General features: G+C 71.0%; 15 protein-coding genes and 5 tRNA genes. 10 read left to right on the top strand and 10 right to left on the bottom strand.

Annotated elements, in window-relative coordinates:
- Window positions 1-55: 55 nt before the first annotated feature.
- The 3 genes from AB0K17_RS24320 to purM all read left to right on the top strand — a co-directional run bounded on the left by AB0K17_RS24320 (window position 56) and on the right by purM (window position 3707).
- Window positions 56-898, top strand: coding sequence for a sterol carrier family protein (locus AB0K17_RS24320; RefSeq protein ID WP_365967981.1), 843 nt, complete (start codon window positions 56-58; stop codon window positions 896-898).
- 148 nt (window positions 899-1046) lie between these two features.
- Entirely contained in the window at window positions 1047-2564 is a 1518-nt protein-coding gene (purF, locus tag AB0K17_RS24315; RefSeq protein WP_365967982.1) for an amidophosphoribosyltransferase, read from the top strand.
- Between the two features lie 60 nt (window positions 2565-2624).
- Window positions 2625-3707, top strand: coding sequence for a phosphoribosylformylglycinamidine cyclo-ligase (gene purM / locus AB0K17_RS24310; RefSeq protein WP_365967983.1), 1083 nt, complete (start codon window positions 2625-2627; stop codon window positions 3705-3707).
- A gap of 117 nt (window positions 3708-3824) precedes the next feature.
- Here the strand turns inward: purM and AB0K17_RS24305 are convergent, their stop codons facing one another.
- On the bottom strand, window positions 3825-4082 hold the full coding sequence (locus AB0K17_RS24305) for a DUF3073 domain-containing protein (RefSeq protein ID WP_344438578.1): 258 nt from the start codon (window positions 4080-4082) through the stop codon (window positions 3825-3827).
- Between the two features lie 375 nt (window positions 4083-4457).
- Window positions 4458-5573 (bottom strand): Glu/Leu/Phe/Val dehydrogenase dimerization domain-containing protein, encoded by a 1116-nt coding sequence (locus tag AB0K17_RS24300; protein WP_365967984.1) that lies wholly within the window; start codon window positions 5571-5573, stop codon window positions 4458-4460.
- Between the two features lie 221 nt (window positions 5574-5794).
- On the opposite strand from AB0K17_RS24300, the gene AB0K17_RS24295 reads away from it, so the two are divergent.
- Window positions 5795-6637: a hypothetical protein gene (locus AB0K17_RS24295; protein ID WP_365967985.1), complete on the top strand. Its 843-nt coding sequence runs from the start codon at window positions 5795-5797 to the stop codon at window positions 6635-6637.
- A 490-nt stretch (window positions 6638-7127) separates the two neighbouring features.
- Window positions 7128-7334, top strand: a complete 207-nt coding sequence (gene bldC, locus AB0K17_RS24290; protein ID WP_003949541.1) for a developmental transcriptional regulator BldC — start codon at window positions 7128-7130, stop codon at window positions 7332-7334.
- Between the two features lie 367 nt (window positions 7335-7701).
- Here the strand turns inward: bldC and AB0K17_RS24285 are convergent, their stop codons facing one another.
- The 6 genes from AB0K17_RS24285 to AB0K17_RS24260 form a co-directional block, all read right to left on the bottom strand.
- A complete protein-coding gene (locus AB0K17_RS24285) occupies window positions 7702-7926 on the bottom strand; it encodes a DUF6274 family protein (RefSeq protein ID WP_344438571.1) in 225 nt (74 codons plus the stop codon).
- A 331-nt stretch (window positions 7927-8257) separates the two neighbouring features.
- Window positions 8258-8332: transfer RNA gene (locus AB0K17_RS24280), tRNA-Asp, on the bottom strand.
- 107 nt (window positions 8333-8439) lie between these two features.
- Window positions 8440-12411, bottom strand: coding sequence for an ATP-dependent RNA helicase HrpA (gene hrpA / locus AB0K17_RS24275; protein ID WP_365984229.1), 3972 nt, complete (start codon window positions 12409-12411; stop codon window positions 8440-8442).
- A gap of 318 nt (window positions 12412-12729) precedes the next feature.
- Window positions 12730-12803 (bottom strand) — tRNA-Phe (locus tag AB0K17_RS24270).
- Between the two features lie 30 nt (window positions 12804-12833).
- Window positions 12834-12908, bottom strand: a tRNA-Asp gene (locus AB0K17_RS24265).
- 40 nt (window positions 12909-12948) lie between these two features.
- A tRNA-Glu gene (locus AB0K17_RS24260) sits at window positions 12949-13021 on the bottom strand.
- 137 nt (window positions 13022-13158) lie between these two features.
- On the opposite strand from AB0K17_RS24260, the gene AB0K17_RS24255 reads away from it, so the two are divergent.
- Window positions 13159-13509 (top strand): metallopeptidase family protein, encoded by a 351-nt coding sequence (locus tag AB0K17_RS24255; protein ID WP_365967987.1) that lies wholly within the window; start codon window positions 13159-13161, stop codon window positions 13507-13509.
- Window positions 13510-13740: 231 nt separating this feature from the next.
- Here AB0K17_RS24255 and AB0K17_RS24250 read toward each other — a convergent pair whose 3' ends face one another.
- A complete protein-coding gene (locus tag AB0K17_RS24250) occupies window positions 13741-14043 on the bottom strand; it encodes a hypothetical protein (protein WP_365967988.1) in 303 nt (100 codons plus the stop codon).
- A 293-nt stretch (window positions 14044-14336) separates the two neighbouring features.
- On the opposite strand from AB0K17_RS24250, the gene AB0K17_RS24245 reads away from it, so the two are divergent.
- The 3 genes from AB0K17_RS24245 to AB0K17_RS24235 all read left to right on the top strand — a co-directional run bounded on the left by AB0K17_RS24245 (window position 14337) and on the right by AB0K17_RS24235 (window position 17391).
- The gene (locus tag AB0K17_RS24245; RefSeq protein WP_365967989.1) at window positions 14337-16541 is read left to right on the top strand and encodes a DEAD/DEAH box helicase; all 2205 of its coding nucleotides are present in this window, start codon (window positions 14337-14339) and stop codon (window positions 16539-16541) included.
- Window positions 16542-16688: 147 nt separating this feature from the next.
- Window positions 16689-16761: transfer RNA gene (locus AB0K17_RS24240), tRNA-Lys, on the top strand.
- Window positions 16762-16929: 168 nt separating this feature from the next.
- Window positions 16930-17391, top strand: coding sequence for a cellulose binding domain-containing protein (locus AB0K17_RS24235; protein ID WP_365984227.1), 462 nt, complete (start codon window positions 16930-16932; stop codon window positions 17389-17391).
- 173 nt (window positions 17392-17564) lie between these two features.
- Here AB0K17_RS24235 and tuf read toward each other — a convergent pair whose 3' ends face one another.
- Window positions 17565-18758: an elongation factor Tu gene (gene tuf, locus AB0K17_RS24230; RefSeq protein WP_365967991.1), complete on the bottom strand. Its 1194-nt coding sequence runs from the start codon at window positions 18756-18758 to the stop codon at window positions 17565-17567.
- A gap of 368 nt (window positions 18759-19126) precedes the next feature.
- On the opposite strand from tuf, the gene AB0K17_RS24225 reads away from it, so the two are divergent.
- The gene (locus AB0K17_RS24225) at window positions 19127-20350 is read left to right on the top strand and encodes an MFS transporter (protein WP_365984226.1); all 1224 of its coding nucleotides are present in this window, start codon (window positions 19127-19129) and stop codon (window positions 20348-20350) included.
- Window positions 20351-20440: the final 90 nt, after the last annotated feature.

Genomic DNA, 20440 nt, shown 5'->3' with positions numbered 1-20440 from the left:
GCCGGTTCTCCCGGTTGGGCCCACCGGAAGCGTGGCCAACGATTAGGCTCGCGCCATGCCTTCCGCTCAGCGCAAGCCGCGTACCCGCAGCCACGATCCCGCCAAGGTGCGGACCGCCCTGCAGGGCCAGGTCCGCGCCGTACGGGAACTGGTGGCCGTGGTGTGCGCGGAGCCGGACGCGCAGGCGCTGCTGGCGGCGCCCACGCGACTGGGGCGGTGGACGGTCGGTGAACTGATCGTCCACCTCGCCGACGCGCTGGACTGGTTGCCCCGGCTGCTGGACGAGCCGCGGCCGTCCGCGGGTGCAAAGGCCGTGCGTACCGGCCTCGTCGAGTACCTCGACGGGGCCGGCGCGAAGGCCGCGGACGTGGCGCGGCGCACGAGCGAGGCCGCCGCCGCCCTCACCGGCGGCGGCCCCGCCGCGGTCGCCGAACGGCTGGATCGAGCCACCGAGCAGCTGGTGGCGGTGCTCGAACAGGCCGATCCCACCGACGTGGTGGCGACGGCGCTCGGCCCCATGACGGTGGCCGACGTCCTCGTCACACGCCTGGTGGAGGCCGTGGTGCACGCCGACGACCTCGCCGAGGCCACCGGTACGGCCGTGCGGCACGACCGGCACGCCCTCGCGGTCGTCACCCGCCTGTTCGCGGACGCGCTGGCGGTCAAAGCACCGGGCGGCTCCGTGGAGTTGCGCATCCCACCGTTCGCGGTGGTGCAGTGCATCGAGGGCCCCCGGCACACCCGCGGCACCCCGCCGAACGTCGTGGAGAGCGATCCGGTCACCTGGATCCGCCTCGCCACGGGCCGGGCCCGGTGGCAGGACGCCCTGCGCGCCACCACCGTGACCGCGAGCGGGGAGCGCGCGGACATCTCCGCATACCTGCCGCTATTCACTTGAGCGGTTAAAGCGAATTCCCCTGCGCACCGGGCGAATGCGCCGTGCGAAAAGGTGATTCGCTGTGCCCGTCGAGTGGCTGTCCGTGGTGTGAGGCAGAACCAGTCGTCCCCGGTTCGGATGAACCTCGTCCCTGCCATAGACTCAAGGTGTGCCTCGTGGTGACGGACGACTCAACCACGACCTGCTTCCCGGCGAAAAGGGCCCCCAGGACGCTTGTGGCGTCTTCGGTGTCTGGGCTCCGGGAGAAGAGGTCGCCAAACTCACCTATTTCGGGCTGTACGCCCTGCAGCATCGCGGACAGGAGTCCGCGGGCATCGCAGTGAGCAACGGCTCGCAGATCCTCGTTTTCAAGGACATGGGACTGGTTTCCCAGGTCTTCGACGAAACATCCCTCGGCTCTCTCCAGGGCCACATCGCGGTCGGTCACGCCCGCTACTCCACCACCGGAGCATCGGTGTGGGAGAACGCGCAGCCGACCTTCCGCGCAACGGCCAACGGCTCCATCGCCCTCGGCCACAACGGCAACCTGGTCAACACCGCCGAACTGGCGGAGATGGTCGCCGCCCTGCCCCGGGACAAGGGGCGGGCCACCCAGGTCGCGGCGACCAACGACACGGACCTGGTCACCGCCCTCCTGGCGGGCCAGACCGACGACGACGGCAAGCCGCTGACCGTGGAGGACGCCGCCCGGAAGGTCCTCCCGGACGTCCGGGGCGCCTTCTCGCTCGTCTTCATGGACGAGCACACCCTCTATGCCGCCCGTGACCCGCAGGGCATCCGCCCGCTGGTCCTCGGCCGCCTGGAGCGCGGCTGGGTGGTGGCCTCCGAGACGGCGGCGCTCGACATCGTCGGCGCCTCCTTCGTCCGCGAGGTCGAGCCCGGCGAGCTGATCGCGATCGACGAGAACGGCGTGCGGACCAGCCGCTTCGCCGAGGCCCGCCCCAAGGGCTGCATCTTCGAGTACGTCTACCTCGCCCGCCCCGACACCGACATCGCCGGCCGCAACGTCTACCTCTCCCGCGTGGAGATGGGGCGCCGGCTGGCCGCCGAGGCCCCGGCCGACGCCGACCTGGTGATAGCGACCCCGGAGTCCGGCACCCCGGCCGCCGTGGGCTACGCCGAGGCCAGCGGCATCCCCTACGGCTCCGGTCTGGTCAAGAACAGCTATGTGGGCCGGACCTTCATCCAGCCCAGCCAGACCATCCGCCAGCTCGGCATCCGCCTCAAGCTCAACCCCCTCAAGGAGGTCATCCGCGGCAAGCGCCTGGTGGTCGTCGACGACTCGATCGTCCGCGGCAACACCCAGCGCGCCCTGGTGCGGATGCTGCGCGAGGCCGGCGCGGCCGAGGTCCATGTACGGATCTCCTCCCCGCCGATCAAGTGGCCCTGCTTCTTCGGCATCGACTTCGCCACCCGGGCGGAGCTGATCGCCAACGGCATGAGCGTCGAGGAGATCGGCCGCTCGCTGGGCGCGGACTCCCTCGCCTACATCTCCCTCGACGGGATGATCGAGGCGACGTCCATCCCCAAGTCCAACCTGTGCCGCGCCTGCTTCGACGGCGAGTACCCGATGGAGCTGCCCGACCCCGAGCGGCTCGGCAAGCACCTGCTGGAGACCGAGCTCGCCGGCGGCCCCGACGCCGCCGACGCGCTCCGGCGCCCGTAGCGCCCGCGCACCCACCCTGACGTCACCCCCTGACGTACGACACGAAAGATCTTGAGGACCATGTCTCCCGAGACCACCAGTGCCGGCGGCGGCGCCAGCTACGCGAGTGCGGGCGTCGACATCGAGGCGGGCGACCGCGCCGTCGAGCTGATGAAGCAATGGGTGAAGAAGGCCACCCGCCCCGAGGCCCTCGGCGGCCTCGGCGGCTTCGCCGGCCTCTTCGACGCCAGCGCCCTCAAGCGCTACGAGCGCCCGCTGCTGGCCTCCGCCACCGACGGCGTGGGCACCAAGGTCGACATCGCCCGCCGCATGGGCGTCTACGACACCATCGGCCACGACCTCGTGGGCATGGTCGTCGACGACCTGGTCGTCTGCGGCGCCGAGCCGCTGTTCATGACCGACTACATCTGCGTGGGCAAGGTCCACCCGGAGCGGGTCGCCTCGATCGTCAAGGGCATCGCCGAGGGCTGCGTCCTGGCCGGCTGTGCGCTGGTCGGCGGCGAGACGGCCGAGCACCCCGGGCTGCTGGGCGCCGACGAGTTCGACGTGGCCGGCGCGGGCACGGGCGTCGTCGAGGCGGACCGGCTGCTGGGCGCCGAGCGCATTCGTCCGGGTGACGTCGTCATCGCGATGGCCTCGTCGGGACTTCACTCGAACGGGTACTCACTGGTGCGGCACGTGCTCTTCGACCGGGCCGGCTGGGAGCTGGACCGCGAGGTGCCCGAGCTCGGCCGCACGCTGGGCGAGGAGCTGCTGGAGCCCACGCGGATCTACTCCCTGGACTGCCTGGCCCTCACCCGCACCACCGAGGTGCACGCCTTCTCGCACATCACCGGCGGCGGGCTGGCCAACAACCTCGCCCGCGTGATCCCCGACCACCTGCGCGCGGTCGTCGACCGGTCCACGTGGACGCCCGGGCCGATCTTCCCCCTGGTGGGGCAGCTGGGCGGGGTCGAGCGCCCGGAGCTGGAGAAGACGCTCAACATGGGCGTCGGCATGATGGCCGTGGTTCCCCCGGAGGCCGTCGACGTCGCCCTGGCGACGTGCGCGGACCGCGGGCTGGAGGCATGGGTCGCCGGCCGGATCACGGAGCGCGGCGACGCCGCGGAGGCGGCCGTCCTGACGGGCGACTACGCGATGTGAACGGGCGCCGGTGCCCTCCCGGGCCGCTGCGGCGGCACGGGGGCACCGGCGCACCCGCGGACAGCACAGAACCCGGTCCGGGCGGAGCCCGGACCGGGTCGGTGAAATTTCAGAGCGTCAAGCGCGGCGACGGTATGCGGACGAGTCGGACGCGGTGTGCTCGTCCTCGTCCTCATCGTCGTTGTAACGCGCCGCGTACTGAGCGTACGGGTCGTCGTCCAGCTCGTCGTCGAGCGGCTCGCTGTTCGGCGGCTGCTTCGTCGGCGATGTTGCGCCCAGCTCACTGGCCAGACGTGTCAGGTCCGTCCCGCCGCTGTTGTACTTCAGCTGGCGGGCGACCTTTGTCTGCTTGGCCTTGGCCCGGCCGCGCCCCATGGCTCGACCCCCTCATTGACGGGGCTCAGCGGCCCCAGAGTCTTGACACGCGTTCACGTTCATGAGTTCAGAGCGGACCCCTGTCCAAGGGTGTCCGGCCTGTAGAGCTTCAACGGTACCTGCTTCCGCGGCCATACGGTACGTCGCCCGCATGACGTGGCACGCAGCACAACCCGCGAGCCGCTCTGTACTCGCTGGTCAGGTGCGATTTTAACGTGTCCTGGACGCCGACCCGCCGAGAGGTGGTGACACTTCTCTCCTTTCACCACCGCCCGGCGGCCCACTGTGGGGACCGGTGTACGGCCTTCGTTCAGGCACTCGGCCAAGCGGCCTCACCCGAACGAGTGAAGGCGGCACCGAGGCCGAACGTTTCGGTCACTGCTCCGCCGTCACCCGGGCAGTTTTCCCCTCCGCCATGCGCTGCTCGGCGAGCCGGTCGGCCGCGACGGCCGGCGGAATGCCGTCCGCCTTCGCCCGATCGAAAATGGCCAAAGTCGTGTCGAAAATCTTGGCCGCCTTGGCCTTCGCCCGCTCGAAGTCGAAACCGTGGAGCTCGTCCGCAACCTGAATGACGCCGCCGGCGTTCACGACGTAGTCGGGCGCGTAGAGCACGCCCCGGTCGGCCAGGTCCTTCTCGACCCCGGGGTGGGCCAGCTGGTTGTTCGCCGCCCCGCAGACGACCGTGGCGGTCAGCGCGGCCACCGAGTCGTCGTTGAGCGCGCCGCCCAGGGCGCAGGGGGCGTACACGTCCAGCGGGGTACGGACCAGCACGTCCGCGTCGGTCACCGCGGTGACCTTCGGGTGCCGGGCCATGATCCGCTCGACGGCCTCGGCCCGCACGTCCGTGATCACGACCTCGGCGCCGTCCTCGACCAGGTGCTCCACGAGGTGGTGGCCCACCTTGCCCACGCCCGCCACGCCGACCCGGCGGCCGGCCAGCGTCGGGGCGCCCCACTGGGTCTGCGCGGCCGCCCGCATGCCCTGGAAGACGCCGAAGGCGGTGAGCACCGAGGAGTCGCCGGCGCCGCCCTGCTCGGGGGAGCGGCCGGTGGTCCAGCGGTTCGTCCGGGCGACCACGTCCATGTCCTGCACGTACGTGCCGACGTCGCACGCGGTGACATAGCGGCCGCCCAGGGAGGCCACGAAGCGGCCGTACGCGAGCAGCAGCTGCTCGGTCTTGATCAGGTCGGGGTCACCTATGATCACGGCCTTTCCGCCGCCGTGATCGAGCCCGGCCAGGGCGTTCTTGTACGACATGCCGCGCGAAAGGTTCAGCGCGTCCTGCACCGCCTCGTCCTCGGAGGCGTACGGGTAGAAGCGCGTACCGCCGAGGGCCGGGCCCAGGGCGGTGGAGTGCACGGCGATCACGGCCTTCAGGCCGCTCGCGCGGTCCTGGCACAGCACGACCTGCTCGTGGCCGCCCTGCTCCGATCGGAACAGGGTCTGCAGCACGCCGCCGGTGGCTTCGGTGGTGGGACGTACGTCAGTCACGGTGGTGACTCCATATGTCGCGGAGGTCGCCCTCCCGGGGTGGCGGAGGGCCGGTTGGCACGAGGGTAGGGCCTGGCGGGCCCCGGGAAGGGCCGCGTGCCGAGGATCACCCTCCCGTGCTGCGACGCCGTGGGACGATCTGGACGAGAGCGCGGGGCGACGCCGCGGGCAGCGGCCCGGCGGGCCGCCCGCAGGGGGTCCTACGGCTTGAGGGAGCGAGCGTGGGCGTGGCGTCGTCGGTGACCGTCCCGTACGCGGCGTACCTGCGGGTCTACGAGCCGCTGGGGGCCTTCCCCGAGCCCGAGCGCAGCCACTGGCTGCGCTACGCCCGGCGCGGGGAGCTGCCCGGCGCCCAGGAGGAGTTGCGCCGCTCGCTCGCCGACCTGCTGCCCACCCCGCCCGTGCCCGTGCCCGTGCACGAGAGCGCCGACGCCTTCGTGGCCGTGGTCGACGGCGTGCTGTGCGTGTGCCCCTGGCGGACCCGGCTGCGCGGCTGGCTGGCCCTGCAGCACCTGGCCGACAGCCTGCCGGCGCCCGTCCTGGACGCGGTGCTGCCGCCGGTGGTGCGCCGCCAGGCCGTCGCCGACTACGAGCGCTGGCTCGAGCGCAATCCCGACGCCCGGCCCTGGATCAGGACCGCCACCTGGCAGGTGCCGCTGCGCTGGTTCGTGCTCTTCTCCGACGACGAGCGCGACTACGACAGCGGCGAGGGCGGCCGGGACGTACGGATGCGCTACCGCACGCCCATGGTCCAGGCGCGCCGCCGGGTGGCCCGGGGCCTGCGCACCCTGCGGGACACGATCGAGGAGGGACCGCTGATCGAGGGGCTGGTGGAGGTGGGGCGATGGCTGGAAGAGTTCCATCCGCGGTCCCTGGTGGAGCTGGACTACGGCGGACTTGTGCATATGGTTCCGGAAGCACGACTGGCCGAGGACCATTCCGCGGCCGACACGGCGGAGGGACTGGCGGCGCTGCGGGCGGGTGACGGGGCGCGGGCCGGTGCGGCGTACGAGCGGCTGACGGAGCGTTGGAGCGCGGTCCGCAACCGCCAGTTCGCCAACTGACCGTCCGTCGTGGGGCCGGGGCTGGCGCGGTCCGGGACCTAGGTCCCGATCCGGGCCATTGCGGCAAGCGTGACCTACCGCACTTACGGAAGGTCTTGCGCCGATCGCCCATCCTCATGGCAAAATAGGACAAGGAGCCTCGGAAGGGCTCCTTCCGCCTAACTGAGGGCGGATAGATCGGTATTGCACTCCTTGGCGGATCTGGTGACCCCTGATCTGATTGATCCCGCTGTGACTGATCGTCACTGTGGCGTGACTGTCCGCTATGGCATGGTCCATCGGGTTCCGTCGAGGTTGAACACCTGAGAGGGCAATTCCATCGGTTTGGCCGACGTGGCTGGACAGATGGTGTAGTTGTAGTGCCGAGGACAAGCCGTTCGTCCTATAACCGACTCGGCCCGCGTCCGCCATTTCGGGCAACGCGGGTCAAGGTGCAGAATTTAGAGGAAAGAACCGACGTGATGGTTCGGTTCTCCCGAGGAGGCCGCTCATGACCGCTCGCACCCCTGATGCCGAGCCGCTGCTGACCCCGGCTGAGGTTGCCACGATGTTCCGCGTGGACCCGAAGACGGTCACCCGCTGGGCCAAGGCTGGCAAGCTCACGTCCATCCGCACGCTCGGAGGACACCGGCGCTACCGCGAAGCCGAGGTCCGTGCCCTGCTGGCGGGTATTCCGCAGCAGCGCAGCGAGGCCTGAACAACTGAATGACCGGGTGATTTCCGGGGCCCCCAACCCGGCTGTCGCCCAGCACAGCTCCACCAAGCAGTGAACGACGGGACGCCTGCCCCAACAGGTTCCCAGCCCACCGACTTGGGTGCGTCGTCGATCGCGCTGGACTCCGCCGGGTCCAGCGCGATCTTTTTATGCCCGCGTGCGCGCGGGATGCCCAAACGGTGCGGGACGGTGCCGGCGGGCACCCGCCCCGGGGCGGCCACAGGAGGCAGGCGCCGGGGTGGGTGCAATTGCACATATTAAATTGAGCAGGGGTGAAGAGGGTGTGAGTTCCCCCTTCACCGAAACTCTTTCGGTGACACCCGTCACATCGCGGTCGCCTTGTCACCCATCATGGCGCTGCGGTAAAGGAGTTGCTGCCCTCACCACTGAGGGTGACACCCGCGCCCGGCGGCCCCGCCGGCTCTCCCACCCCCTCTTGGGCCAGCTGCAGCAGTCGGTGGCAGACCGGGCAGTGCCGGGTCAGATGCCGGTAGCCGGCCGCGGCGGACAGGTGGGCACGCAACAGCGCCCGCGTCTCGTGCCGGGCACGCTCGGTCCGGGTGGTCGTCGTCATGGGGCGCAGCACCTCCCTCTGACTGGGGTACCCCTGGCACGTGTCGCAGTCAAGGTCGACAACGAGGCCCGGTGGGACGGTGCGCCGATCCGGCCGGGATCCGGCCGGAAACGACGACGAGGCCCGCACCATGAATGGCGCGGGCCTTACGTGGGTGCACAACAGCAAGGCCCGCTTCCACTTGCGTGGTGCGGGCATTACGTGGATGCGGTCCTGACGGGATTTGCTGTGTCCGATGGCGGCTCCGCCGCGGGCGCGGCCTCGGACGGTGGTCGCTCCGGACAGCAGTGAGGCCCGCTCCCACTTGCGTGGTGCGGGCCTCACTTCGATGCGGTCCTGACGGGATTTGAACCCGCGGCCTCCACCTTGACAGGGTGGCGAGCACTCCAAACTGCTCCACAGGACCTTGCTTGCGTTCCCCTTCCGGGGGCTGCGAAACAAGACTCTACAGCAGGTCAGGCCGTGCGGTCGAACCCGCTCGGTGAGGCGTGGAGCACACGCCTCACCACCGCCTCACGGCGCCAGCTTGTCGACCGCCTTCACGATCCGCTTGTCCGACACCGGGTACGCCGTGCCCAGCGCGTGCGCGAAGTAGCTCACCCGCAGCTCCTCGATCATCCAGCGGATCTCCCGGGCCTCCTGCGGCACCGGCCGTCCCTTGGGGAACTGCTCCAGCAGCCAGGCGTACTCGTCCTGCATCTCGTGGACCTTCGCCATCCGCGCCCGGTCCCGCTCCGCGCCCGTCGGCAGCTGCGTCAGGCGGCGGTCCACCGCCACCAGGTAGCGCAGCAGGTCCGGCAGGCGGCGTACGCCGTGCTCCGTCACGAAGCCCGGCTTGATCAGCGCCGCGAGCTGCTCCTTGACGTCCGTCAGCGACGTCAGCAGCGCCGGGCTCGTCGTCGCCTTGAGCCGGCGCTCGCACGCCTGCCAGGCGGCCAGCACCTCCTGCACCTTGCGGATCGCATCCAGCGTCGCGTCCACGATGTCCGCGCGCACCGCGTCGAAGAGCTTGCGGAAGGACTCCTCGTCCCACGCCGGGCCGCCGTGCGCCGCCATCAGCTTGTCGGCCGCACCGGCCACGCAGTCGTCGAAGAGCGCCTGGATCGAGCCGTGCGGATTGCGCGAGAGCGCCAGCTTCTGCTGGTTGCCCAGCTTGTCCTGCGCGAACTTGGCCGGGTTGGACGGCAGGTTCAGCAGGATCAGCCGGCGCACGCCGCGCCACATCGCCTCCCGCTGCTCCTCCTCCGTGTCGAAGAGCCGCACCGCCACCGTGGCGCCCTCGTCCACCAGCGCCGGGTAGGCCTTGACCGGCTGGCCCGCGCGGCGCGTCTCGAACGTGCGCGGCAGCGTGCCGACCGTCCAGCGGGTCAGGCCCGAGCGCTGCTCCAGCCGGCCGGCCGCCTCGCCGCCGGACCCCGTGGCGCCGGCCGCCCGGTCCAGGGCCGCGTCGAACGCCTTGGAGATCGCCGCCTGCGTCTTCGGCTTCAGCCGCAGCCGCAGGGCCTCCAGGTCCTTGTCCTCGGCGATCTTGCGGCGCCGCTCGTCCACCACCCGGAAGGTGATCTTCAGGTGGTCCGGGACCTTGGCTATATCGAAGTCGCCCGCTTCCATGCGCACCCCGGTCATCCGGTGCAGCGCATGCGCCAGCGCCACCGGCAGCGGCTCCTGCAACGGCACCGCCGTCTCCAGGAAGCGCTGGGCGAAGTTCGGCGCCGGCACGCAGTTGCGGCGGATCGGCTTGGGCAGCGAGCGGATCAGCTCCGTCACCAGGTCCTCGCGCAGACCAGGGATCTGCCAGTCGAAGCCCTCGGCCGATACCTGGTTGAGCACCTGCAGCGGCACGTGCACCGTCACGCCGTCCGCGTCCGCCCCCGGCTCGAACTGGTACGTCACCTTGAACTTCAGCCGGCCCTGCCGCCAGGAGTCCGGATAGTCCTCCTTGGTGACCGCCCCGGCCTTCTCGTTGATGAGCATGGACTGCTCGAAATTGAGCAGCTCCGGCTCCTCGCGGCGCTTGTGCTTCCACCACGAGTCGAAGTGCGCACCCGAGACCACGTGCTCCGGCAGCCGCTGGTCGTAGAAGTCGAACAGCGTCTCGTCGTCCACCAGGATGTCGCGCCGGCGCGCCCGGTGCTCCAGCTCCTCGACCTCGTCGAGCAGCTTGCGGTTGTCGTGGAAGAACTGGTGGTGCGTGCGCCAGTCGCCCTCCACCAGCGCATTGCGGATGAACAGCTCCCGGCTCGTCTCCGGGTCGATCCGCCCGTAGTTCACCTTGCGCTGCGCCACGATCGGCACGCCGTAGAGCGTCACCCGCTCGTACGCCATCACCGCCGCCTGCTTCTGCTCCCAGTGCGGCTCGCTGTAGGTGCGCTTCACCAGGTGCTGGGCCAGCGGCTCGATCCACTCCGGATCGATACGGGCATTGACCCGGGCCCACAGCCGCGAGGTCTCCACCAGCTCCGCCGACATCACCCAGCGCGGCGGCTTCTTGAACAGCGCCGAACCGGGGAAGACGGCGAACTTGGCGTTGCGGGCGCCGACGTACTCGTTGTTCTTCTCGGGATCCTTCAGGCCGATGTGCGACAGCAGACCCGCCAGCAGCGACTGGTGCACCCGCTCCGGCGCCGCGTCCTCCTCGGCCAGGTGGACGCCCATCGTCTTCGCGACCGAACGCAGCTGGTAGTAGATGTCCTGCCACTCACGTATGCGCAGGTAGTTCAGGAACTCCGACTTGCACATGCGGCGGAAGGCCGAGGACGACAGCGTCTTCTGCTGCTCGCGCACATAACGCCACAGGTTCAGGAAGGCGAGGAAGTCGCTCGTCTCGTCCTTGAACCGGGCGTGCTGCTGATCGGCCTGCTGCTGCTTGTCCGCCGGCCGCTCCCGCGGATCCTGGATCGACAGCGCGGAGGCGATGACCATGACCTCGCGGGCACAGCCGTTGCGGTCCGCCTCCAGCACCATGCGGGCCAGCCGCGGGTCCACCGGCAGCTGCGAGAGCTTGCGGCCCAGCGGCGTCAGCCGCTTCTTCGGATCCTTCTGCTGCGGGTCGATCGCCCCCAGCTCCTGCAACAGATCCACGCCGTCCTTGATGTTGCGGCGGTCCGGCGGATCGATGAACGGGAACTTCTCGATGTCGCCCAGACCGGCGGCCGTCATCTGCAGGATGACCGAGGCGAGGTTCGTCCGCAGGATCTCCGCGTCCGTGAACTCCGGCCGCGAGAGGAAGTCGTCCTCCGCATACAGCCGGATGCAGATGCCGTCGCTCGTACGGCCGCACCGGCCCTTGCGCTGGTTCGCACTGGCCTGCGAGACCGGCTCGATCGGCAGACGCTGCACCTTCGTGCGGTGGCTGTAGCGCGAGATGCGCGCGAAACCCGGGTCGATGACGTACTTGATGCCCGGGACCGTCAGGGACGTCTCCGCGACGTTCGTCGCCAGCACGATGCGGCGACCGGTGTGGCGCTGGAAGACACGGTGCTGCTCGGCGTGCGACAGCCGTGCGTACAGCGGCAGCACCTCCGTGAACTTGTACTTGCGCTTCTCCAGCGCATCCGCGGTGTCCCGGATCTCCCGCTCACCGGAGAGGAAGACGAGGATGTCGCCCGGGCCCTCCTGCTGCAGCTCGTCGACCGCGTCGCAGATCGCCGTGATCTGGTCACGGTCCGCGTCCGAGGACTCCTCCTCCAGCAGCGGGCGGTAGCGCACCTCCACCGGATACGTACGGCCGCTGACCTCCACGATCGGCGCATCGCCGAAGTGGCGGGAGAAGCGCTCCGGATCGATGGTCGCCGAGGTGATCACGACCTTGAGGTCGGGGCGACGGGGGAGCAGCTGCGCGAGGTATCCGAGCAGGAAGTCGATGTTGAGGCTGCGCTCGTGCGCCTCGTCGATGATGATCGTGTCGTACTGGCGCAGCTCGCGGTCCGTCTGGATCTCGGCGAGCAGAATGCCGTCCGTCATCAGCTTGACCAGCGTGTCGCCACCGACCTGATCGGTGAACCGCACCTTCCAGCCGACCGCCTCGCCCAGCGGCGTCCGCAGCTCCTCCGCGACCCGCTCCGCCACCGTACGGGCGGCGATCCGCCGCGGCTGCGTGTGCCCGATCAGGCCCCGCACGCCACGGCCGAGCTCCAGACAGATCTTCGGAATCTGCGTCGTCTTACCGGAACCCGTCTCACCTGCGACGATCACGACCTGGTGGTCGCGTATCGCCTCCAGGATCGCGTCCTTCTTCTGGCTGACCGGCAGCTGCTCCGGATACGAGATCTCCGGCACGGCCGCCCGCCGGGCCGCCACCCGCAGCTCGGCAGCGTCGACCTCCCCCGCGATCTCGGCCAGCACGGCCGCACGGGCCTCGGGCTTGCGAATACGCCGAGCCCCCTCCAACCGTCGCCCCAGCCGCTGCGCGTCGCGCAGCATCAGCTCGGACAGACGGCCGGCGAGATCGGCAAAGGTGACGGTGGGGGCAGGCTGCGTAGACATACGCCCCCCAGGATCGCACCAGCCGCCACGAAGCGGCGAACCCATTTATCCGGCGGTGTGGCGGGTGCGGCTGCGGGAAGAGCGACGAGGGCGCCCCGTAGGGGCGCGGGGAACTGCGCGATCGGCCACGGGCGGCACGCAGTCGAACGCGGCGCTTCGTCTGCGGGTGCGTCGTGGCTTGTCGCGCAGTTCCCCGAGTCCCTACGGGCGCCGTGGTGCCGCGACGAAGATCCTCCGGGCAGCCCCCCGGGCCCCGGGCAACCGGCACGGTGTCCCGCAAATGCACTGAGGCCCCCATCGGAGATGGGGGCCTCGATGTGGCTGGGGCCGGGGTCGAACCGGCGACCTTCCGCTTTTCAGGCGGACGCTCGTACCAACTGAGCTACCCAGCCATACGATCACTCGCTACAAGCAATCGTAAGCGGTCCTGACGGGATTTGAACCCGCGGCCTCCACCTTGACAGGGTGGCGAGCACTCCAAACTGCTCCACAGGACCTTGCTCATGTGCGAGAACAAGTCTCGCACACGTTACAGCGTGCCCCCAACGGGATTCGAACCCGTGCTACCGCCTTGAAAGGGCGGCGTCCTGGGCCACTAGACGATGAGGGCTGAATGGCCCACCTGGGCGCTTCGCAGCGCCTCGGGGACGTGAGAAGCATATGGGATGGGAGGAGGTATCGCCAAAACGGTTTGCCGAGGGCCTCGCCGCAGGGTCCCCGCGGGCCTCGTTGCCGGACAATGGCCGGGTGCTGGAGATGACGCGCGAGGAGTTCGAGGAACTGGTCGCCGAGGGCCTGGACCGGATCCCGCCCGAGCTGACGCGGCTGATGGACAACGTCGCCGTCTTCGTCGAGGACGAGCCGCCGGCCGACGATCCGGAGCTGCTCGGGCTCTACGAGGGGACGCCGCTGACCGAGCGCGGCGAGTGGTACGCCGGCGTGCTGCCGGACCGCATCACGATCTTCCGCGGTCCGACGCTGCGCATGTGCGCCACGCGGGAGGAGGTGGTCGCCGAGGTGGAGGTGACGGTCGTCCACGAGGTGGCACACCACTTCGGGATCGACGACGCCCGCCTGCACGCCCTGGGCTACGGCTGACGGCCGTGTCCTGCGCGGGGCGGGGCCAGTTGGGCAGGGCGCCTGTCCCCCGTACCCGAAGGCGGTCCTGTCCATGCGCGCAATGTCAGCGCACGCCGCAGCGTTCACTCGCGCGACGGCCACCCGTATCGCCGCGGTGGCGGTCGCGTCCCTGGCTCTGGGCGGGTGCATGAGCGTGAGCGACCCGGGGCGTCCGGTGCCCAAGGGTGCGGACGACCGGCAGGGGGACGGTCAGCGGACGGAGGGCGGCATCCGTATTCCGGGGAGCCGTCCGGGCGGCCGGGTGGACGGCAAGTCGGTGAAGGGCGGGGCGAGCGGCAGTCCGTCGGCGAAGGGGGCGCATCCGGAGGCGTCGGCTTCCGCATCGCCGTCGGCGGCTCCGGGCGTGTCCCCGCCGGCGGGCCGGCCGGAGAAGCCGGGAGCGCCGTCGAAGCCGCCGGCCGGGCACGGTGCGGGCCCGTCGTCGGCGCCGGGCAGGCCGCCGGCGCCGTCGCAGCCGCCCACGCAGGCCCCGCCGACGCCGCCGGCACCCACGCAGCCGTCGCAGCCGCCGACGCAGCCCCCGTCGTCGCCGCAGGCGGGTCCGTCGTGAGACGCGGGGCGGGATGGGGGAGTGTGTCCCAGGCCATGTGCAGGCGGCTTGCGCTGCAGGGCGATGGGTGCGTATGGTGGTAGATCGTTTGATCCCATTTGCCCGGCGCCAGACAGAAGCGCGCCGTGTGGCGCGTTCCTTACCTTGCCGTGGCTGACCGCATCGAGGCGGTCATTTGTGAAGCCGACACGGAGCTTGGGCGCGTGCCGAAACTCCGGAAGGTTTCGCATTTCGCATGTCCATTTCCCCTGACCAGACCGTCATGCCCGAGGCCGACGAGAAGATCGTCGAGGCCCTCGAGGCGACCGTGGCCGAGACCGCCCCGACCGCCGAGGTCCCCGCGGAGCCGCAGGTCACCTTCGCCGACCTGGGCCTGGACGACGCCGTCGTCCGCAAGCTCGCCCAGAACGGCGTGACCGTCCCCTTCCCGATCCAGGCCGCGACCATCCCGGACGCCCTGGCCGGCAAGGACATCCTGGGCCGCGGCCGCACCGGCTCGGGCAAGACCCTCTCCTTCGGTCTGCCCCTGCTGTCGATCCTGGCGGGCGGCCACACCGAGAAGAAGCGCCCGCGCGGCCTGATCCTCACCCCGACCCGTGAGCTGGCGATGCAGGTCGCCGACGCCCTGCAGCCGTACGGCGACGTGCTCGGCCTGAAGATGAAGGTCGTCTGCGGCGGTACGTCCATGGGCAACCAGATCTACGCCCTGGAGCGCGGTGTCGACATCCTCGTCGCCACCCCGGGCCGCCTGCGCGACATCATCGACCGCGGTGCCGCCTCCCTCGACAAGGTCCAGGTCGCGGTCCTCGACGAGGCCGACCAGATGGCCGACATGGGCTTCCTGCCCGAGGTCACCGAGATCCTCGACCAGGTGCCGACCGGCGGCCAGCGCCTGCTGTTCTCCGCGACGCTGGAGAACGAGATCGACACGCTGGTCAAGCGCTACCTGGTGGCCCCGGTCACGCACGAGGTCGACCCCTCCGCCGGTGCCGTGACGACCATGACCCACCACGTCCTCGTCGTGAAGCCGAAGGACAAGGCGCCGGTCACGGCCGCCATCGCCGCCCGCAAGGGCCGCACGATCATCTTCGTCCGCACCCAGATGGGCGCCGACCGCGTCGCCGAGCAGCTGCTCGACGCCGGTGTCCGCGCGGACGCGCTGCACGGCGGCATGACCCAGGGCGCCCGTACCCGCGTCCTGGAGGACTTCAAGGGCGGCCGCGTGAACGTCCTGGTCGCCACCGACGTCGCCGCCCGCGGTATCCACGTCGACGGCATCGACCTGGTCCTGAACGTCGACCCCGCCGGTGACCACAAGGACTACCTGCACCGCTCCGGCCGTACGGCCCGCGCCGGCCAGTCCGGCACGGTCGTCTCCCTGGCCCTGCCGCACCAGCGCCGGCAGATCTTCCGCCTGATGGAGGACGCGGGCGTGGACGCCTCGCGCCACATCGTCGCCGGCTCCGGCGCCTTCGACGAGGATGTCGCCAAGATCACCGGCGCCCGTTCGCTCACCGAGGTCCAGGCCGACTCGGCGGCCAACGCCGCCAAGCAGGCCGAGCGCGACCTGGCGGACCTGACCCGTCAGCTGGAGCGCGCCCAGCGCCGCGCCACCGAGCTGCGCGAGGAGGCCGACCGCCTGCTGGCCCGTGCCGCCCGCGAGCGCGGCGAGGACCCGGAGGCCGCGGTGGCGGCCGCCGCCGCGGAGGCCGAGGCCGAGACCGCCCGTGCGGAGGCCGAGCAGGCCGCCGCCGTCCCGGCGCAGCAGTCCGCCCCGGCCGACGAGCGCCGTGACGAGCGCGGCAACTTCGAGCGCCGCAGCGGCGGTTTCCGCCGCGACGACCGTGACGACCGCCGCGAGGACCGTGGTGGCTTCCGTCGCGACGACCGCCGTGACGACCGTGGCGACCGTGGCGGCTTCCGCCGCGACGAGCGTCGTGACGACCGTGGTGGTTTCCGCCGCGACGACCGCCCCTCCGGTGGTTTCCGCCGCGACGAGCGTCGTGACGACCGTCCCTCCGGCGGCTTCCGCCGCGACGACCGTGACGGTTTCCGTCGCGACGACCGTCGTGACGACCGCCCGTCCGGTGGTTTCCGTCGTGACGAGCGTCGTGACGACCGTGGTGGTTTCCGTCGTGACGACCGCCCGTCCGGTGGTTTCCGCCGCGACGAGCGTCGTGACGACCGTCCCTCCGGCGGCTTCCGCCGCGACGACCGCCCCTCCGGTGGCTTCCGCTCCGGTGGCGGCGACCGCCCGTCCGGCGGCTACCGCTCCGGTGGCGGCGACCGTCCGTTCAACCGCGACCGCCGCGACGACCGCCCCTCCGGCGGCTTCCGCTCCGGTGGCGGCGACCGCCCGTACGGCCGTCGTGACGACCACCGCGGTGGCTCGTCGTTCGACCGCCGCGCCGACAAGCCCCGCTGGAAGCGCAACGGCTGACCCGGCGACAGCTTTCGAGGGCCCGTACGACACACCGTGTCGTACGGGCCCTCGCCCGCTCCGCGCCCGCCCCGGCGCCGCTCCTGCCAAGTCCTCGGCGATAACGACTCGGGCTTCGCGGGCAGGCCGGGCTATGCTGCGGGGTGCGGGCCGTTAGCTCAATTGGCAGAGCAGTGGACTTTTAATCCATTGGTTGTGGGTTCGAGTCCCACACGGCCTACCCGATGCAGGTGGGGGCACCGCCCCTGACCTGCGGTCGAGCGCCTCGTCCGGCTGTTGCCGGGCGGGGCGCTCCGTCGTTGGGGGCGGGGTGCGGCCACGCTTCCGGGTGGTTTCGATCCGAGGCGGCGGGATAGCGGAAGAGGCCCGTCCGGTAAGCCTGGGCCCCATGACGATCCTCGGCTCCCGGTGGGCCGCCACCGTTCTGACCGTCGTCGCCGCCGCGGCTCCGGCCCTTCCCGCGAGTGCCGCGCCCAGGCCGCCCGGACCGGGCGTGGTGGGGGACGTCGCCGGGGCGGTCACGGGGTTCGCGGACACGGTCCTCGAGCGGCAGGGCGCCTGCACGGCGGCGTACCGGGTCACGGACTCCTGGAACGGCGGGTTCGAGGCGGAGGTCACCGTACGGGCCGGGGCGCGGGAGATCGGCGGCTGGACGGTGGAGTGGACGCTCGCCCCCGGACAGCGGGTCACCCGGCTGTGGAACGGCACCCTCAGCGTCTCCGGGCAGCAGGTGGTCGTACGCAACGTCTCCCACAACGCCACCGTGCCGGCGCGGCGGTCGGTCACCTTCGGCTTCAGCGTCAGCGGGCCGGCCGCCAAGGCCCCCTCGCTCAGCTGCACTTCCCCGTGAGCCCGGGCCCGCCTGTGGGCCGGTCGGCGGCCGCGGCGGGTTTTTGCGTCGCCACGCCGACCGGCCTGCGGGGGGTGCCGCCGCCCGGGCGCTAGCGTGTCGACTGGGAACGGGGCGGTCCGGCTCGGCTCCAGGGTCCTCTGGCCTGCAGCCGGCCCCCGTTCCCGCCCTTCCTACTTCGTGATCTTCGTGACCTGGCCGGCGCCGACCGTGCGGCCGCCCTCGCGAATGGCGAACTTCAGGCCCTCCTCCATGGCGATCGGCTGGATCAGCGCCACCGACATCGCGGTGTTGTCGCCCGGCATGACCATTTCCTTGTCCTCGGGCAGGGTCACGACGCCGGTCACGTCCGTGGTGCGGAAGTAGAACTGCGGACGGTAGTTGTTGAAGAAGGGTGTGTGCCGGCCGCCCTCGTCCTTCGACAGGATGTACGCCGTCGCCTCGAACTCGGTGTGCGGGGTGACCGACCCCGGCTTGATGATGCACTGGCCGCGCTCGACGTCCTCGCGCTTGATGCCGCGCAGCAGCAGACCGACGTTCTCACCGGCCTGGCCCTCGTCGAGCAGCTTGCGGAACATCTCGATACCGGTGACGGTCGTGGTCGTCTTCTCCGGGTGGATGCCGATGATGTCCACGGTCTCGTTGACGCGCAGGATGCCGCGCTCGATGCGGCCGGTGACGACGGTGCCGCGGCCGGTGATGGTGAAGACGTCCTCGATCGGCATCAGGAACGGCTTGTCGACCTCGCGCTCCGGCTGCGGGATGGCCTCGTCCACGGCCTTCATCAGGTCGAGGACCGACTTGCTCCACTCCGGGTCGCCCTCCAGGGCCTTCAGGGCCGAGACCTTGACCACCGGGGCCTCGTCGCCCGGGAACTCGTACTCGCTGAGCAGCTCGCGGACCTCCAGCTCGACGAGCTCCAGGATCTCCTCGTCGTCCACCATGTCGGCCTTGTTGAGCGCCACCACGATGTAGGGAACGCCGACCTGGCGGGCGAGCAGTACGTGCTCCTTGGTCTGCGGCATCGGACCGTCGGTCGCGGCCACGACGAGGATGGCGCCGTCCATCTGGGCGGCACCGGTGATCATGTTCTTGATGTAGTCCGCGTGACCGGGGCAGTCGACGTGGGCGTAGTGCCGAGCCTCCGTCTGGTACTCGACGTGGGCGATGGAGATGGTGATGCCGCGTTGCCGCTCCTCCGGGGCCTTGTCGATGTTCTCGAAGGCCGACACCTCGTTCAGCTCCGGATAGGCGTCGTGCAGCACCTTGGTGATCGCCGCGGTCAGGGTCGTCTTGCCGTGGTCGATGTGTCCGATGGTGCCGATGTTGACGTGGGGCTTCGTCCGCTCGAACTTCGCCTTCGCCACTGGGAACCTCCTGATTGATCTCAGCAGGACCAAGGAAGGCCGGCGGCCGCCGATCCCTCGCGTCCCGCAGATACGCGGAGCAATTGTGCCGTCACTCTATGTCGTCACACCCCATCGTCGCGCGCGGCGCGTCCCCGGATGGACCAGTGGCGCTGACCGAACCGCGTACGCCCCCCGTCGCCGCCCCGGTACCCACCCCATGCCGCCCCGCGTCGGTCCGCGTCGTGAGACGCCGTGCGAACACCGCCACACCTGCGGGTGGTGAACGCCCGCACCCCGCCCCGGTCTGCGACGGAAGGCCGGTAATGCCCGCTCGCCCGCGCCCTAGGGTGTGCCGCCCCGGACCGGAATTGCCGGAGGTAAGCGCCGTGAGGCATGTGCGTCTGCTGCGCTCCCGCTCCGTCCGCGTGCTGTGGCTGTCGATGACCCTCTCCGTGCTGGGCGACCGGCTCTACGCCCTCGCCGCGATGTGGGTGGTCTACGAGGCCACGGGATCGTCGTCGCGGATGGGGCTGGTCGCCGCCGTCGAGTCGTTGCCCTACATCGCCCTGGGCGGGGCCGGCACGGTCGTCGGACGGTTCTCCCGCTGGCGCTCGCTGGCCTGGCTGGACACCGCCCGCGCCGCCGTTGCCCTCGCCCTGCCCGTGCTGTGGTCCCCCGACTCCTTCGGCTTCGCCCTCACCCTCGGCCTCGTCCTGCTGCTCGGCACCCTCGGCGCCCTCTTCGACCCCAACCTCGGCACCCTCGTACCGCAGCTCGTCACCCCCGACGAGGTGGCCCAGGCCAGCTGCCTGTTCGACCTCACCTCCCGGGTGGCCGGCGTGGTGGGGCAGGGCAGCGCCGGGGCGCTGCTGCTGCTCGTCTCCGAGGTGCAGCTGTTCGCCATCGACGGCCTCACCTTCGCCGTCTCGGCCGCCGCGCTCGCCTGGCTGGGCCGGCGCACGGCCCGCAGGAAGAGCGCCGCGGCCGCCCGCGGCCCCCTGCCCGCCGTCCGGGCCCGGCGCCTGCTGCGCGAACAGCGCCGCACCGCCACCGCCATCGCCGTCCACGCCGTGGCCCTGTTCGCCTCCGCCGTCTCCACCGTCGGACTGCCCCCGCTGCTCGTCGCCCGCTTCGGCCAGGGCGCCGCCGGCTACGGCCTCGCCCTCGCCGCCACCGCGGCCGGCGGACTCGCCGGCAACCTCCTGACCGGCAACACCCTGACCACCCGCCCGCCCGACGAACAGAACTGGCTCGGCACCTACTGCTTCGCCTGGGCCGTCTCCGGCCTCGCCCTCGCCGGGCTCGGCGTCGCCGACCGCATGGCCGCCGTCATCGCCCTGTGCATCGTCACCGGGCTGCTCTTCCCCGTGTGCACCGTCACCTTCCGCGCCCACCTGGCGCGCTTCGCGCCCCCCGCCCGGCTGCGGCTGCTGACGGTCGACCAGATGGCTGCCCACGCGGCGTCCGTGGCCGGAATGCTGCTGCTGCCCTTCGCCGTCGACGCCGCCCCCGGCGCCTCCTTCGTGGCGGCCGGCGCCCTGCTGTGGTGCGCGGCGACGGCCGGCTGGTACCTGGCCGGCCGCGCCCGGCCCCTGCCGGCGGGCACCTAGGTGTGTTGTTCGGCGAGGTTGGTTCCGCGGCTGGCGGGTGTGTGGCCGCCGATGCCGGTGTGGGGTCGGTGGTAGTTGTACCAGTGCAGC

Source organism: Streptomyces sp. NPDC049585 (assembly GCF_040675615.1).
GTDB classification, from domain to species: domain Bacteria; phylum Actinomycetota; class Actinomycetes; order Streptomycetales; family Streptomycetaceae; genus Streptomyces; species Streptomyces luteosporeus.
Note: the sequence above shows the minus strand (reverse complement) of the source record. Positions and strands in the feature narration are given on the sequence as shown.